This window comes from Cyanobium sp. Copco_Reservoir_LC18 (genome assembly GCF_009834675.1).
GTDB lineage: Bacteria > Cyanobacteriota > Cyanobacteriia > PCC-6307 > Cyanobiaceae > Cyanobium > Cyanobium minutissimum.
Genome location: NZ_ASAC01000014.1, coordinates 1 through 14,095, shown reverse-complemented (window position 1 = coordinate 14,095; position 14,095 = coordinate 1). Strand labels below are relative to the sequence as shown.

15 protein-coding genes, 1 tRNA gene and 1 other RNA gene are annotated in these 14,095 nt (G+C 69.7%); 9 read left to right on the top strand and 8 right to left on the bottom strand.

What is annotated here, in order from left to right; all coding sequences use genetic code 11:
* Positions 1–22: 22 nt before the first annotated feature.
* Both L107_RS07550 and rimM read right to left on the bottom strand, forming a co-directional pair.
* A complete protein-coding gene (locus tag L107_RS07550; RefSeq protein ID WP_159817577.1) occupies positions 23–1,468 on the bottom strand; it encodes a mannose-1-phosphate guanylyltransferase/mannose-6-phosphate isomerase in 1,446 nt (481 codons plus the stop codon).
* A 92-nt stretch (positions 1,469–1,560) separates the two neighbouring features.
* The gene (gene rimM / locus L107_RS07545) at positions 1,561–2,154 is read right to left on the bottom strand and encodes a ribosome maturation factor RimM (RefSeq protein ID WP_370515460.1); all 594 of its coding nucleotides are present in this window, start codon (positions 2,152–2,154) and stop codon (positions 1,561–1,563) included.
* Positions 2,155–2,261: 107 nt separating this feature from the next.
* On the opposite strand from rimM, the gene L107_RS07540 reads away from it, so the two are divergent.
* Positions 2,262–2,441: an NAD(P)H dehydrogenase subunit NdhS gene (locus L107_RS07540; RefSeq protein ID WP_015109734.1), complete on the top strand. Its 180-nt coding sequence runs from the start codon at positions 2,262–2,264 to the stop codon at positions 2,439–2,441.
* Here the strand turns inward: L107_RS07540 and rnc are convergent.
* The 4 genes from rnc to L107_RS07520 form a co-directional block, all read right to left on the bottom strand.
* Positions 2,419–3,174, bottom strand: a complete 756-nt coding sequence (rnc, locus tag L107_RS07535) for a ribonuclease III (RefSeq protein ID WP_159817575.1) — start codon at positions 3,172–3,174, stop codon at positions 2,419–2,421. The genes L107_RS07540 and rnc overlap by 23 nt on opposite strands.
* A gap of 11 nt (positions 3,175–3,185) precedes the next feature.
* Positions 3,186–3,601, bottom strand: an RNA gene (rnpB, locus tag L107_RS07530) — RNase P RNA component class A.
* 32 nt (positions 3,602–3,633) lie between these two features.
* On the bottom strand, positions 3,634–4,044 hold the full coding sequence (locus tag L107_RS07525) for a hypothetical protein (RefSeq protein ID WP_159817573.1): 411 nt from the start codon (positions 4,042–4,044) through the stop codon (positions 3,634–3,636).
* A gap of 54 nt (positions 4,045–4,098) precedes the next feature.
* Positions 4,099–4,515: a hypothetical protein gene (locus L107_RS07520; protein WP_159817571.1), complete on the bottom strand. Its 417-nt coding sequence runs from the start codon at positions 4,513–4,515 to the stop codon at positions 4,099–4,101.
* A 294-nt stretch (positions 4,516–4,809) separates the two neighbouring features.
* On the opposite strand from L107_RS07520, the gene L107_RS07515 reads away from it, so the two are divergent.
* From L107_RS07515 to L107_RS07500, 4 genes are all read left to right on the top strand, one after another.
* Positions 4,810–4,883 (top strand) — tRNA-Arg (locus L107_RS07515).
* Between the two features lie 68 nt (positions 4,884–4,951).
* A complete protein-coding gene (locus L107_RS07510) occupies positions 4,952–5,203 on the top strand; it encodes a hypothetical protein (protein ID WP_159817569.1) in 252 nt (83 codons plus the stop codon).
* An 89-nt stretch (positions 5,204–5,292) separates the two neighbouring features.
* Positions 5,293–5,610, top strand: a complete 318-nt coding sequence (locus L107_RS07505; protein ID WP_159817567.1) for a hypothetical protein — start codon at positions 5,293–5,295, stop codon at positions 5,608–5,610.
* A gap of 81 nt (positions 5,611–5,691) precedes the next feature.
* Complete coding sequence (locus L107_RS07500; protein ID WP_159817565.1) at positions 5,692–6,171, top strand: hypothetical protein; 480 nt, start codon at positions 5,692–5,694, stop codon at positions 6,169–6,171.
* 41 nt (positions 6,172–6,212) lie between these two features.
* On the opposite strand, the gene L107_RS07495 is transcribed toward L107_RS07500, so the two are convergent.
* Entirely contained in the window at positions 6,213–8,774 is a 2,562-nt protein-coding gene (locus L107_RS07495) for a glycogen/starch/alpha-glucan phosphorylase (protein WP_159817563.1), read from the bottom strand.
* 161 nt (positions 8,775–8,935) lie between these two features.
* Between L107_RS07495 and L107_RS07490 the strand changes: the two genes are divergently transcribed.
* Positions 8,936–10,294 carry a cation:proton antiporter gene (locus L107_RS07490; RefSeq protein WP_159817561.1) on the top strand — a complete coding sequence of 453 codons (1,359 nt, stop codon included), beginning with the start codon at positions 8,936–8,938 and terminating at the stop codon, positions 10,292–10,294.
* A 13-nt stretch (positions 10,295–10,307) separates the two neighbouring features.
* Here L107_RS07490 and L107_RS07485 read toward each other — a convergent pair whose 3' ends face one another.
* On the bottom strand, positions 10,308–10,631 hold the full coding sequence (locus L107_RS07485; protein ID WP_106223034.1) for a hypothetical protein: 324 nt from the start codon (positions 10,629–10,631) through the stop codon (positions 10,308–10,310).
* A 78-nt stretch (positions 10,632–10,709) separates the two neighbouring features.
* Between L107_RS07485 and L107_RS07480 the strand changes: the two genes are divergently transcribed.
* The 3 genes from L107_RS07480 to L107_RS16355 form a co-directional block, all read left to right on the top strand.
* Entirely contained in the window at positions 10,710–11,615 is a 906-nt protein-coding gene (locus tag L107_RS07480) for an alpha/beta fold hydrolase (protein ID WP_159817559.1), read from the top strand.
* 64 nt (positions 11,616–11,679) lie between these two features.
* A complete protein-coding gene (locus L107_RS07475; RefSeq protein ID WP_236550570.1) occupies positions 11,680–13,779 on the top strand; it encodes an acyltransferase family protein in 2,100 nt (699 codons plus the stop codon).
* On the top strand, positions 13,779–14,095 hold a 317-nt coding region (locus tag L107_RS16355), incomplete at its 3' end, for an acyltransferase (RefSeq protein WP_201295787.1). The genes L107_RS07475 and L107_RS16355, both read left to right, overlap by 1 nt.

The window sequence follows — 14,095 nt, the reverse complement described above, 5'->3', positions numbered from 1 at the left end:
TCGCCGCCCCAGGACGACGCCCTCAGCCCACAGGAGGGGAGTCGCTGCGACCGTAACGGTCGTCGAACCGCACGATGTCGTCTTCGCCGAGATAGGGGCCGCTCTGCACCTCGATCAGCTCCATGGGGATCTTGCCGGGGTTGGTGAGGCGGTGCCGGGCGCCGAGGGGGATGTAGGTGCTCTGGTTCTCGCCCACCAGCTCCTCCACCCCGTCCTTCTCCACCACGGCGGTGCCCCGCACCACCACCCAGTGCTCGGCCCGGTGATGGTGCATCTGCAGGGACAGGCTGGCGCCGGGCTTCACCGAGATCTTCTTGACCTGCCAGCGCTCCCCTTCCACCACCCCGTCGTAGTGGCCCCAGGGGCGGTAGATGCGGCGGTGGGCCCGGCTTTCCGGGGCCCCGTCCCGCTCCAGCCGGCCGACGATGCCTTTGACCTCCTGGGCCCGGTCGCGGTGGGCCACGAGCACCACGTCGTCGGTCTCGACCACCACCAGATCCTCGACCCCCAGCCCCACCACCAGGCGGTGCTCGCTGCGCAGGTAGCAGTTGCGGCTGCCCTCGCTGATCACCCGACCCCGCAGCACGTTCCCTTCCGGGTCCTGCTCCGAGGTCTCCCACAGGGCCCCCCAGCTGCCCACATCGCTCCACTCGGCATCGAGGGGCAGCACCACGCCGCGGTCGGTCCGCTCCATCACCGCCACGTCGATGGCGATGCTGGGGCCGTTGGCGAAGGCCTCCCGCTCCAGCCGCAGGAACTCCAGGTCGGCGCTGTCATGCTCCAGGGCGGTGCGGCAGGCGCTCACCACCTCTGGCACGAAACGATCCAGCTCGGCCAGGATGGCGCTGGCGCGGAACAGGAACATGCCGCTGTTCCAGGTGAAGCGGCCGGTGGCCAGGAAGGCCTCGGCGGTGGCCCGGTCGGGCTTCTCCACGAAGCGGGCGATCGGTACGGGCGTGGCGGCCAGGGGTTCGGCGGCCTCGATGTAGCCGTAGCCCGTCTCGGGGCTGGTGGGGACGATGCCGAAGCTGACCAGCTGGCCGGCGGTGGCGGCGGCCATGCCGGCGGCCACGGTGGCGCGGAAGTCGGCGGCCCGGCGGATGACGTGATCGGCCGCCAGGATCAGCAGCAGGGGGTCCTCACCCCGGGCGGTGGCCTGCAGGGCCGCCACCGCCACCGCCGGGGCGGTGTTGCGTCCCACCGGCTCCAGCAGGATCGCCGCCGGCTCCACGCCGATCTGGCGCATCTGCTCGGCCACGATGAAGCGATGGTCCTCGTTGCAGATCAGCAACGGCGGCGCCAGGTCCGGCAGCCCCTGGAGGCGCTGGTGGGTCTGCTGCAGGAGGGTGTCCTCGCTGCTGCCGGCCAGGGGCCAGTACTGCTTCGGATAGCTGGCCCGGGACAGGGGCCAGAGGCGGGTGCCGGTGCCGCCGCAGAGAATCACCGGGACCAGGGAGGGGGTAGCCATCACGGCGGCAGCTGTCCCGCAGGACCATCAGACGGGCCCATTCAACCGGAGCCGGCCCCGGCCGTCAGCGTCGGGGTGCACCCCGGACGGTTTCAGAGCTCCAGCAGTCCGGGCGGCGGCGTCAGGCCGATCCAGCCCTCCGCCAGGTTCACCTCCGGCACGATCGCCTCCACGAAGGGGATCAGCAGCCGCCGGCCGCCGTCGCTGAGCTCCACCTCCAGCAGATCGTTGCCCCCGTGGATCAGGTCGGTCACGGTGCCGATCGTCGCCTGGGGATCCTCGAGCAGCCGCACCTGGAGTCCCACCAGATCGAGGAGGTGGAATTCCCCCGGCCCCAGGGTGGGCCGGTCGGCGGCCGACACCAGCAGGTGCTGCCCCACCAGGGCTTCGGCGGCGTTGCGGTCGCCGATCCCCTCGAGGCGCAGCACGAACAGGGTTTTGCCCGGCACGGGCCTGCCGGCCAGCAGCCTCACCGGCCGGGGGGCGCCACCGGGGGCCTGCAGCCAGCGGGGACCGGGCCGGGTGAAGCGTTCGGGAAAGTCGCTCAGGGGCAGCAGGCGCACGTCGCCGCCCATGCCCTGGGCCGCCACCACCTTCCCCACGGCCATGAGCTCGCCCGGGTCGGCCCCTGGCCCCTCGTCGCTGGTGTCGGCCACGGCCTGATCGCTTCCGTCGCCGGGCATCATCGCGTCACGGCCCGGTGCGGTGCCCGCGGGCACCCGTCAGGGGCTCCACCGGGGCGCCCGGGCATCGATAATGGGGCCACTTGATGGTCCCCCCAGGGGCATCCGCCATGGCCAGCAGCCCGATCCTGCCCGGTTCCACCGTGGTGGTGCGCGATCCCCGCTCCATCTACAACGGCTACCAGGGCTTCGTGCAGCGCATCAGCGGGGCGATGGCCGCCGTGCTGTTCGAGGGCGGCAACTGGGACAAGCTCGTGACCGTGCCCCTCAGCACCCTGGAGCAGGCCTGAGGGCGAGGGCCGCCAGGGCCGCCCGGGCCGCCTGCTGCTCCGCCTCCCGGCGGGAGCGTCCCCGGCCCTCCCCTCTGAGATCGGCCACCTCCACCCGGCATTCGAAGCGTTCCGGGTCCCCATGCACCCGGCTGCGCTCCAGGCAGTGGTAGGTGGGCAGGCCCTTCCCCTGGCCCTGGCTCCACTCCTGCAGCACCGACTTCCAGTTGTGGCGTGCCGGGTCGGCCAGCAGTTCGGCGGCGCTGCCCCGCCAGTGGGGGGCCAGCCACTGCTGCACGGCCACCAGTCCGCCCTGGGGACCGCCCCCCACCGTGTAGACGGCGCCCACCAGGGCCTCGGCGCATTCGGCCAGCACGGTGGAGCGGCCGGCCCGGTCGCCAGCGGCCATCGGCCCCATGAGCAGCACGGGCTCCAGGGCGATGCTGCGGGCCAGCTCGCTCAGCCAGCGGTCGGACACCAGCTGGGCCCGCAGGGCGGAGGTGTCGCCCACACCCAGGGCCGGGTGCTCGCGATGCAGGAACTCGGCGGCCGCCAGCCGCAGCACCGCGTCGCCGAGGAACTCCAGTCGGTCGTGGTGGCGGGGCAGGCCGGTGGAGCTGTGGGTGAGGGCCTCATCGAGGGTCTCGAGGGCCGCCTCCGCAGCGGCCGGATCCGACGGGATCAGACCAGTGGCGGCGCCCAAGCCGAGGCTCTCCAGAAAGGCCAGAAGCTGCTGGCGGCGCTGGGGAGTCATCGCGGGGCAAGGGGGGAAAGCAGGACGTAAGCCGGGTTCTGTTCTCCCCAGCCGGCGGTCCGCCGCCGGCTGGGGGGGTGATCATCTGTCTGGGACCGCCGTCACCGGCGGCCTCGAGCGGCGCATGGGAATCGGGACGGGGAAGATGGCCAACCGCTGTCCCTGGGCCTTGCTCCCAGCCGGGGTTTACCGAGCCGGCACCTCTCGATGCCGCTGGTGCGCTCTTACCGCACCTTTGCACCCTTGCCTGTGCGCCGGGCAAGCCCGGGCCATCGGCGGTGTGTTTCTGTGGCACTGTCCTCACGGTCACCCGCACTGGGCGTTACCCAGCAGGCCTGGCCATTGGGGAGCCCGGACTTTCCTCAACCGGCCGCGGCACCGGCCCGAAGGCCGCACCGCACCGATCGCGATCACCTCGCCTGCTTTCCGGGGCCACTGTAGGCAGCGACCCCCGGGGCTTCACGGCAGGCGACCGCGGCGGCGGGGCTTGTTGCCGAACAACACCCGGGCCTCCTCCAGCAGGGTGGGCCCACCCCCAAGCCCTCGGGCCAAGGCCGCGAATTCAACGGCGAATAGTAGCGACTTGAGATTGTTGATCGCCCCTTCGCTGATGAAGCTCTGCAGGCGCCCGGAGTTGGTCTGGTCGGTGTCGTGGGCGGGGGCATGGAAGCGGGAATCCGTTGCGACAATGAAGCGTTCCACGAACGCGGGGAAGGGCTGGCCGAGCTTGGGGGTGAGGTTGTTGGGCAGGTTGAGATTGCCGAGCAAGTCGCGCTGCTCCTGCTCGTGGCTGCTGGCCTCCAGCTGCCTCTTGAACGTCTTCCAGGCGGCCGGGGTCAGGCCCTCCTGGCTCGATTCCTGCTGCAGCACCTACATTCCCGCTTCGAGCTCAACCAGTATCAGCACCAGGTAGGGAATCGCCACTCATGTGCAGATTTCACACAACATCTTGACGTTGGCGTGAATGGGCTTGGGAGAGGTGGGCAAGGCGCCGGCCGTGCAGATCAGAAGCGTGCCGATGAGGATTGAGAAGCCCGCCGCCGTAAATCCGCCGGAGAGCTGCAGCTGCCAGGCCGGTTCCATCAGGCGCACCGGTAGGCAACTGAACACCAGCGTGGCCAGACCCAAGCCGAGGCAGACCAGGCTGATGACAGAGAAAGCCTGGGTGGCCTCCTTTCTGGGACGGCTACACAACTTAAGGGAGATACCGAAGGCGGCGGCAGCGCCCAAGACGGCCAAAGGGTCGGGGACGGACTCATCCGCGAACTGCTGGGTGACGGTTTCTCTGAAACCTGGGGTGAAGTTGTTGGGCAGGTTGTCGACGAACAGCCTCGAGATCAAGTCAGCCGAGGTGGGCTCTACCGCAGGGATCAAGGTGTGCGGATATCCGTCGAACCGATTGATGCCGCCAGCAGTGCGGGCGAAGCCGGTAGGGAAGACGACGACGGAACTCTTGATGATGTCGCTGCCATAACCGACAGCCTTGGAGGATCCTTCGATGCGAGCGGGCCAGGTGTTCGCGGATGGAGGCTGGGTGTTGGCCTAGGCCCGCGGTCCTGTCTTCCGCTCTGGCAAGGGCACGGGGCGCCACGGCTTGCCGTACCGGATCCCGGCACACTACATAATTGGTTCTAGGGGGCTGTAGCTCAGCCGGATAGAGCGACGGTTTCCTAAACCGTAGGTCGTGGGTTCGAGTCCCGCCAGCCCCGTTCCCCGGCCAGGAAGCCGTACGGAGACCCATGGCCCGCCTAGATTTTCTTGAGACATTGTTAAGGCCATGGTCTCGTATTCCCGGTTTTTCCCCTGGCTGGCCACCACCGTCGCCTTCCTTGCCGGTGCGGTCGTTGCCTCGGGTGTCGCCGTCGCCCAGCAGCCCAACATGCAGAACGCCCTCAATGCGCTGTTCAACGCCCGGTCGTCCCTGCAGATGGCGACCCCTAACAAAGGTGGCCACCGCGACCAAGCGATCACCCTGGTGAACCAGGCCATCGCCGAGGTGGAGGCGGGCATCGCCTACGCCGGCAACTGACGCTTCGCCGTGCCCGTAACGAGCGCTACCGCTGGTGGGCTTCCCAAAATGAACGCTCCCGCTAGCGTGGCCCCAGTCGTCAGCAGTGGATGACCCAGCTTCACGACCTGCGCCTGCGGTTGCTGGTGCAGCAGGAGAGTGAATCCATCGCCCACAGCCACCCCGACGATCTCGATCTCTCGGTGGTGCAGGCCCGCTGCCTCTGCTGGCTGGCCCTGCTGGCCGATGCCCATGAGGAGCAGGCCGGCGATGCCGAGCGTCGAGGCGATGTGGAGCAGGCCATGGGCTGGTTCGCCGATTCGATGCGCCTGCGCGATGTGATCCAGGTGGTCAGCTCGATCGAGATTCCCCTGCCGTTGCTCCACGAGGACGGCGACCAGCCCGATCAGGACCCGATGGCCGCCTGAGCGGTTTCCCTCCTGCGCCGCTCTTTGCCCCTCTGCTCCCGGTCGGTGCCATGATGACGATTGAATGAAAGAAGGGACGCGGTGCCAGAAGAGCCCTGCCAATGTCCTGATTGCCAGCGGTTCTATCGGGAACACGACCGGCTGATCCGAGAAAATCCCAGCCTGCGTCAGCAGCAGGAGCTCAACTGGGCGGCGCTGCAGTCGTTCCGCACTCTCGCCGGCCGGGTGCTCGAGGAGCTCCAGAAGCAGCACGGCGACGGCGACGCCCCCCCCACCCCCGCAGCTCCGGACGCCGCCTCGGCCGAGGCCGGTGCCGAGGTGCCCGCGGAGCAAGAGGCGATTCAGCAGGCCATGGCCGACCTGGAGAACATCAACGCCCACCTCTTCTCCATCGAGGCCCTGATGGAGCGCATCTTCGATGTGCGGGTGCCCGAGCCCGTCGAGCAGACCTTCCGGGAGGTGGCCGGTGAGCTCGCCCCCGACCCCCTCAACGCCGACCGGCTGCGCCTCAACCGCCTGCTGCACCAGACCCCGGATCTGCCCGATCACCGGGGCGGCTGAAGCCCCCCGGTCCGCCTCAGGCCAGCCTCACCGGGCCAGCCTCAGGGCGCCGCCGGCAGACGGCGGCCCTTGGCCGGCGCCTCATCGATCTCGCAGGTGATGGTCACGGGGAACTCCTCCGCCTGCCAGATCCGCTCGCAGTACTCCCGGATCGAGCGATCGGAGGAGAACAGGCCGCTGCGGGCGGTGTTCAGCAGCGACATCCGGTTCCAGCGCGGACGGTCGCTCCAGGCGTCGCTCACGTCCTGCTGGGCCTTCAGGTAGGCGGCGAAGTCGGCCAGCACGAAGAAGGGGTCGCGGCCGGTGAGGTTCTCCAGCAGGGGACGGAACAGCTCCTTGTCACCGTTGCTGAAGTGGCCGCTCTCGATCAGGTGCAGCACCTCCGGCAGCTCCGGGGTGGCGCTGACCAGCTCCCAGGGCCGGTAGCCCTGCGCCTTGAGTTCGGCGATGCCCTCGGTGGTGCGGCCGAACAGGAAGAAGTTGTCGTCGCCCACCTGCTCACGGATCTCGACGTTGGCGCCATCGAGGGTGCCGATGGTGAGGGCGCCGTTCATCATGAATTTCATGTTGCCGGTGCCGGAGGCCTCGAGGCCGGCGGTGGAGATCTGCTCGGAGAGGTCGGCGGCGGGGTAGACGCGCTCCCCGAGCTTGACGTTGTAGTCGGCGAGGAAGATGACGCGCAGGCGGCCGTCCATGTCGGGGTCGGCGTTGACCACGTCGGCGATGCCGTTGATGAAACGGATGATCAGCTTGGCCATGGCGTAGCCGGGGGCGGCCTTGCCCCCGAAGATCACGGTGCGGGGCGCCATGCCGTCGGTCAGGCCGTTCTTGATGCGCAGGTACTGGGCGATCACCTGGAGGGCATTGAGGTGCTGGCGCTTGTACTCGTGGATGCGCTTCACCTGCACGTCGAACATCGAGGCGGGATCCACCAGGACGCCCGTGTGGCGATGGATGTAGTGGGTGAGATGGCGCTTCACCGACAGCTTGGTGGCTCCCCAGTGCTCCAGGAAGCCGCTGTCGTCGGCGTAGCGCTCCAGCTGGCGCAGTTCGTCCAGGTTGCGCACCCAGCCGTCGCCGATCGAGGCATCCAGCAGGGCCGAGAGCTGGGGATTGGCCAGGGCCACCCAGCGCCGGGGGGTGACGCCGTTGGTGACGTTGGTGAACTTCTCGGGCCAGAGGGCGGCGAACTCGGGGAAGAGGTCCTGCTTGACCAGGGCGCTGTGGAGGGCGGCGACCCCGTTGACGTGGTGGGAGCCGATGGTGGCGAGGTGGGCCATGCGGACGGCCTTGTCGCCGGCCTCATCGATGATCGAGAGGCGGCGCAGCACGGCGTCGTTGCCGGGGTACTTGAGGCGCACCTGCTGGAGGAAGCGGCGGTTGATCTCGAAGATCAGTTCGAGGTGGCGGGGCAGCAGGGAGCCGAACAGATCGAGGCCCCACTTTTCCAGGGCCTCGGGCAGGAGGGTGTGGTTGGTGTAGGAGAGACAGGCGGTGGTGATGGCCCAGGCGCTGTCCCACTCCAGGTGCTTGTCGTCGAGCAGGAGCCGCATCAGCTCGGCGACGGCGATGGAGGGGTGGGTGTCGTTGAGCTGGATGGCCCAGTGCTCGGGGAACTCCTGGACGGGAATGCCGCGGGCATCGAGGCTGCGGATCATGTCCTGCAGCGAGCAGCTGACGAAGAAGTGCTGCTGCTTGAGGCGCAGCTGGCGGCCCTTGGCGGTGCCGTCGTTGGGGTAGAGCACCTTGCAGAGGGTCTCGGAGCCCACCTTCTCCTCCACGGCGCCGTAGTAGTCGCCGCTGTTGAAGGCGTAGAAGTCGAAGGATTCGGTGGCATCGGCGCGCCAGAGGCGCAGCCGGTCGCAGGTGTTCACCCGGTAGCCGAGCACCGGCACATCGTGCGGGACGCCGATGGCGTGCTCGGCGGGAATCCAGCGCACCCGGTAGGCGCCGTGCTGGTCGCGGTAGCTCTCGGTGTGGCCACCGAACCCCACGAAACAGGCCTGGTCGGGGTGGGGAATCTCCCAGGGCCAGCCGGCCTTGAGCCACTTGTCGGTGATCTCCACCTGCCAGCCGTCGCGGATCAGCTGGTCGAAGATGCCGAACTCGTAGCGGATGCCGTAGCCGGTGGCCGGGATCTCGAGGGTGGCGAGGGATTCGAGGAAGCAGGCGGCCAGACGACCCAGGCCGCCATTGCCCAGTCCCGGCTCCTCCTCCACGTCGAGGATCTCCTCGATGTCGTTGATGCCGAACTGGCGCAGGGCTTCGGCGGCCTCCTTCTGGATGCCCAGCATCAGCAGGTTGTTGCCCAGCTGCGGACCGATCAGGAATTCGGCCGAGAGGTAGGCGACGATCCGCTTGGGGTTGGCGCCGATGGCCTCGATGCCCGCCAGGTAGCGGGTCATCAGCCGGTCACGCACGGCGTAGCTGAGCGCCATGTAGAGGTCGTGGCGGCTGGCGCTGGGGGCCAGCTTGCCGAGCGTGTAGAAGAGGTGCTCGGTCATGCCCTCGAACACGTCCGTCGCCGTCAGGCCGCTGCGATCGGGGTCCGCGAAGCACCCGGGCGTCGGCAGGCTCAGGTTGCGGGGTTGCTGGTCGGTCATGGCGGTCGGCGCGCGGTGGTCCCTCGGGCACAGGTCTTGCCGTGCGTCCCAAGACCGTAGCGGTGGTTGCCATTCCTCCTGAGCGGCCTGTTGGGAGATCAGCAACGGCACACGTGATCAACACCAACGCCCCTAGCGTCCGAGGGCCCGTGCATCCCTTCATGGTCGCGCCCAGCCTGCTGCTCGAGGTCGGCAACACCCAGATCGAGACGGTGGAAACCCTGCTCCAGGTGGGGCGCTACCTGGTCATCTTTCTGGCGGCCCGGGCCCTGGCGGAGCTGATGGTGCGGCTCGGTCTGCCCACCATCCTCGGGGAACTGCTGGCGGGCGTTCTGGTCGGCGTCACCGGTCTGCACCTGATCCTGCCGCCGGAGGTCCACGCCCAGCTCAACCAGGGCATGCTCGAGCTGATCGGCGCCTGTGCCGGGGTCAGCCCGGAGGCCGTGGCCACGATCTATGCCGAGAGCTTCCCCTCCCTGGAGGCCACCGCCAGGCTCGGTCTTTACGCCCTGCTGTTCCTCACGGGCCTGGAGAGCGAACTCGACGAACTGATGGCCGTGGGCCGCCAGGCCACCACCGTGGCCCTCACCGGGGTGGTGCTGCCATTCGCCATGGGCACGGCGGGGCTCTATCTCCTGTTCCATGTGCCCCTGTTTCCGGCGGTGTTCGCGGGCGCCTCGATGACCGCCACCAGCATCGGCATCACCGCCAGCGTCTTCGGGGAACTCGGATTCCTCCGCACCCGGGAGGGCCAGACCGTCATCGGCGCCGCCGTGCTCGACGACATCTTCGGCATCGTCATCCTGGCGGTGGTGGTGGCCCTGGCCGGCGACGGGGTGCTCTCCGCCGGTCCGATCCTGAAGCTGGTGCTGGCGGCGGCGGTGTTCGTGGCGGTGGCCCTGTTCCTGAGCCGCACGGCCGCCCCCGTCTTCGACTGGGTCCTCGACCGGCTCAGGGCACCGGGGGAGGTGGCGGTGGCCGGCTTCGTGGTGCTGGGTCTGTGCTGCTTCGTCGCCGAGGCGATCGGCCTCGAGGCGGCCCTCGGGGCCTTCGCCGCCGGTCTGATCCTCAGCGCCTCCAAGCACACCGAAGCCATCCAGCAGTCGGTGAAGCCCCTGGCGGCCCTGTTCGCCACCGTCTTCTTCGTGCTGATCGGCAGTTCCCTCGACCTGTCGGTGATGAATCCCCTCAATCCCGACAACCGGGAAGGGTTGGTGGTCGCCCTGTTCCTGCTGGTGGTGGCGATCGCCGGCAAGGTGGCCGCCGGCTGGAGCTATCTCAGCAGGGAGAAGACCAACCGTCTGGTGGTGGGCCTGGGGATGATGCCCCGCGGTGAGGTGGGCCTGATCTTCCTGGGGCTGGGCAGCCAGGCCGGCATCCTCTCGGCGCCCCTGGAGGCGGCCATCCTGCTGATGGTGATCGGCACCACCTTCCTGGCGCCCCTGCTGCTGCGGCTGGCCCTCAGCGGCGTCGAGGTTCCCGCCGACCCGGCGGAGACCCCGGCCGAGCAGGCCGCCTGATCCCCGCCCCGCCTCAGGACCTGCGGTCGTCGTCCCGTCGGGCCGCCAGGCCGATCGACAGGCCGCCAAGCACGGCGATCAGGCCCAGGCTGCCGGCCCAGCCCGGGCCCAGGGCCCAGCTGAGCAGCAGCTCCACCCCCAGGCCCACCGCCAGGGCCAGCAGCAGGCTGCCGCCCACCAGCACCAGCTGCTGCAGCCCCTCCTCCAGAGAGGCGTCGGCCAGCGCCTGCTCCAGCCGGGCGAGGGGAACGCTCAGCGGCAGATAGAGGGCCAGGGCCCACAGGGCGATCCCCGGCAGCAACGGGCTCAGGTCGGAGAGGCTGAAGGCGTCGGGCATGGCGGCAGGCGCAGGGGGCAGGGCCGCGCACTGGCCGCGCTTCCTAGCATCGTCCCTCATTGCGCCACCGCTGCGTTCATGGCTTCGTCACCCGAGACCTCCTGGTCGTTCCTGGGCCACCGGGTGCATGCCCTGCGGGCGGCTCCAGAGCAGCCCACCGGGCCGGCGATCCTGCTGGTGCACGGCTTCGGCGCCTCCACCGACCACTGGCGGTTCAACATCCCCGTGCTGGCCCGGACCCATGAGGTCCACGCCATCGATCTGCTCGGCTTCGGCCGCAGCGCCAAGCCCGCCGGTCTCTCCTATGGCGGTGCCCTCTGGCGCGACCAGCTCTGCGCCTACGTGGAGGAGCACATCGGGCGTCCCACCGTGCTGGTGGGCAACTCCCTCGGCGGTTTCGCCGCCCTCGCCGCCGGGGCCGCCCTCGGCGAGCGGGCCGCCGGCGTGGCCCTGCTCAATGCCGCCGGGCCCTTCAGCGACGAGCAGGCGCCGCCGCGGGGCTGGGGGGCCATCGCCCGCCGCACCATCGGAGCGGCCCTGCTGCGCAGCCCGGTGCTGCAGCGCCTGCTGTTCGAGAACATGCGCCGCCCCGCCACCGTGCGCCGCACCCTGAATCAGGTTTACATCGACCGCACCAACGTCGATGACGCCCTGGTGGAGGCGATCCTGCGCCCCTCCCGCGACCCCGGCGCCTTCGGCGTCTTCCGCACCGTCTTCGACATCCCCCGCGGCCAGCCCCTCGACGAACTGTTCGCCGAGCTCACGGCGCCGCTGCTCCTGCTCTGGGGCATCCGCGACCCCTGGATCGATGCCGCCGGCCGCCGGGCCAGTTTCCAGCGCCACGCGCCGGCCCGCACCACCGAAGTGGTGCTCGAAGCCGGCCACTGCCCCCACGACGAGGTGCCCGACCAGGTCAACCGGGCCCTGCTGGAGTGGCTGGCGGGTCTGGTGGCCAGCCCGGTTGCAGCGCTGACCGCCGGCTGAACCCGGCGGCGGCTGCCGGTCGGTACATTTCCCTCCACACAGGGGGGCCGGTTTGATCGCCGCCGTGACCAGCACCGGAGTCGCCGCGGCGGCGAGCGGCCCAGCGAGCGGAGCCGTCGGGAAGGGAGGAGGCTTCGCCTACCGGCCGGACATCGACGCGCTGCGGGGAGCGGCGATGCTGGCGGTGCTGGTGTTCCACCTGAACAAGAGATGGCTGCCCGGAGGCTTCACGGGGGTGGACATCTTCTTCGTGATCTCGGGGTATGTGGTGATGGGCTCGCTGCTGGCTCAGGCGGGCAAGCCGCTGGGGCCCCGGCTGGGGATGTTCTACCTGCGGCGGGTGCGGCGTCTGATGCCGAACCTGCTGGTGTGCCTGGGGGTGACGAGCCTTGGGGTGGCGATGCTGATCCCGCCGCTGGAGAACGGGCCGTATTTCAACGTGGCCCTCAAGGCGTTGTTCGGGTGGTCGAACAACTTCCTGATGGGCCAGATCGATTACTTCGCGCGGGATGCGGATCTGAACCCGTTCCTGCACACCTGGTCGCTGGGTGTGGAGCAGCAGTTCTACCTGGTGTATCCGCTGCTGATGGTGGGGATCGGCTACGGGGTGCGGCGCAGCGTGCCGCTGCTGGCGGCGCTGATCGTGCTGTCGTTTGCGGCGAGCTGGTGGTGGACGCAGAGCGCGCCGATGGCGGCGTTTTTCCTGATGCCGAGCCGCCTGTGGGAACTGACGATCGGTTCGCTGCTGCTGGTGGCGCAGCGGCGGGGGCTGGTGGGGGCGAGCTGGCTGCAGGGCCGCTGGCCGCGGCTGGCGGGGGCGGCGCTGCTGCTGTGGGCGGTGGTGATGACGTCGGAGCGGGAGGGGTTCCCGGTGCCGGGTGTGCTGCCGGCGGTGGTGGGGACGCTGCTGGTGCTGCAGGCGGGCCCCGGAGAGGGGGGCAGATTCCTGCCGGGTCGGTGGCTGGAGCGGTTTCTGCTGACGTGCGGACTGCTGTCGTATTCGCTGTACCTGTGGCACTGGCCGGTGATCGTGCTGCTGCGGTGGACGTGGGGGATGGAGACGTGGTGGCAGTACGGGTCGGCGGTGGTGGGGAGCGTGGTGCTGGCGGTGGCGGCGTACGGGCTGGTGGAGCAGCCGGTGCGGCGGCATCCACTGAAGTGGTGGTGGGAGACAGCTCTGGCGGTGCTGGCGGTGGCGGGGCTCTGGGTCGGCATCGACGCTCTGCAGAACGGCCTGCGAGACCGCCTGTTCCGGGGCACCGACCGCGATCCCGTGCCCCGCAGCGAGCGGATCCAGAACCTGCAGATCCCCGGCACGGGCATCGGCAGCGGCTGCAGCCTCGTGTACGGACAGCCCTACAACGACACCACCCGCATCGATTTCGAGCGCTGCGGCCGCCCCGGCCGTCCCGGTGCCGGCGAGATCTTCCTGCTGGGCGATTCCCATGCCCTGCACCTGCTGCCGATGCTGGATACGGTGACGGCCCGCACCGGCCAGCGGATCAGCTTCACGTATCAGATGGCCTGCTTCACCGATCCCAGCCTGCTGATGAGCTGGGGCAACAAGAGCTATGGCCCCTGCCGCGATTTCGTGGCGGGTGAGATGGAGCGCTCCCTGGAGCGCCTCAAGCGCGGCGATGTGGTGGTGCTCTCCTCCTGGCTCAACTACTACGTGGGCGATATGACCCCCGCCGGCACCCCCAGCGAGGCCCAGGTGATGGACGGCGACCGCCGCCTCACCCCCGCCCAGGCCCGGGCGCGCCACGTGGCCAACCTGCGGGCCTACGCCCAGCGGCTCGCCGCCCGCGGCATTCAGCTGGTGCTGGTGGTGGACAGTCCGATGCTGGCCCGCAAGCCCCTGGAGTGTCGCCGCTCCACCGGTGGACCGGCCGTGAGCTGCGCGCCCGAGCCGGCCGTGACGGCGGCGATGCAGCGGACGGTGCGCGCCACCCTGGAGGCGGCGGAGGCGGGCCTGCCCAATGTCCATGTGTTCGACCCCACCCCCTACCTGGTGGGGGCGGATGGCCGGGTGCTGGATCGCCGGCCCGACGGCACCCCCCTGTTCGCCGACAACCACCACCTGAGCGTCAGCGGCAGCCGTTCGCTGGCGGAGCCGTTCGAGCGGTTCCTGGCGCAGGCGGGCCTGGTCCCGGGAGGCCGCTGATGGCTCTGGCCCCCGCCGTGACCAGCACCGGAGTCGCCGCGGCGGCGAGCGGCCCAGCGAGCGGAGCCGTCGGGAAGGGAGGAGGCTTCGCCTACCGGCCGGACATCGACGCGCTGCGGGGAGCGGCGATGCTGGCGGTGCTGGTGTTCCACCTGAACAAGAGATGGCTGCCCGGAGGCTTCACGGGGGTGGACATCTTCTTCGTGATCTCGGGGTATGTGGTGATGGGCTCGCTGCTGGCTCAGGCGGGCAAGCCGCTGGGGCCCCGGCTGGGGATGTTCTACCTGCGGCGGGTGCGGCGTCTGATGCCGAACCT

Coding starts and splice junctions, on each gene's coding strand:
- rnc (WP_159817575.1), bottom strand. CDS start 3,174: ATGACTCCCCAGCGCCGCCAGCAGCTTCTGGCCTTTCTGGAGAGCCTC.
- L107_RS07485 (WP_106223034.1), bottom strand. CDS start 10,631: ATGCCCGACGCCTTCAGCCTCTCCGACCTGAGCCCGTTGCTGCCGGGG.
- L107_RS07505 (WP_159817567.1), top strand. CDS start 5,293: ATGACCCAGCTTCACGACCTGCGCCTGCGGTTGCTGGTGCAGCAGGAG.
- L107_RS07550 (WP_159817577.1), bottom strand. CDS start 1,468: ATGGCTACCCCCTCCCTGGTCCCGGTGATTCTCTGCGGCGGCACCGGC.
- rimM (WP_370515460.1), bottom strand. CDS start 2,154: ATGATGCCCGGCGACGGAAGCGATCAGGCCGTGGCCGACACCAGCGAC.
- L107_RS07480 (WP_159817559.1), top strand. CDS start 10,710: ATGGCTTCGTCACCCGAGACCTCCTGGTCGTTCCTGGGCCACCGGGTG.
- L107_RS07540 (WP_015109734.1), top strand. CDS start 2,262: ATGGCCAGCAGCCCGATCCTGCCCGGTTCCACCGTGGTGGTGCGCGAT.
- L107_RS07495 (WP_159817563.1), bottom strand. CDS start 8,774: ATGACCGACCAGCAACCCCGCAACCTGAGCCTGCCGACGCCCGGGTGC.
- L107_RS07510 (WP_159817569.1), top strand. CDS start 4,952: ATGGTCTCGTATTCCCGGTTTTTCCCCTGGCTGGCCACCACCGTCGCC.
- L107_RS07490 (WP_159817561.1), top strand. CDS start 8,936: ATGGTCGCGCCCAGCCTGCTGCTCGAGGTCGGCAACACCCAGATCGAG.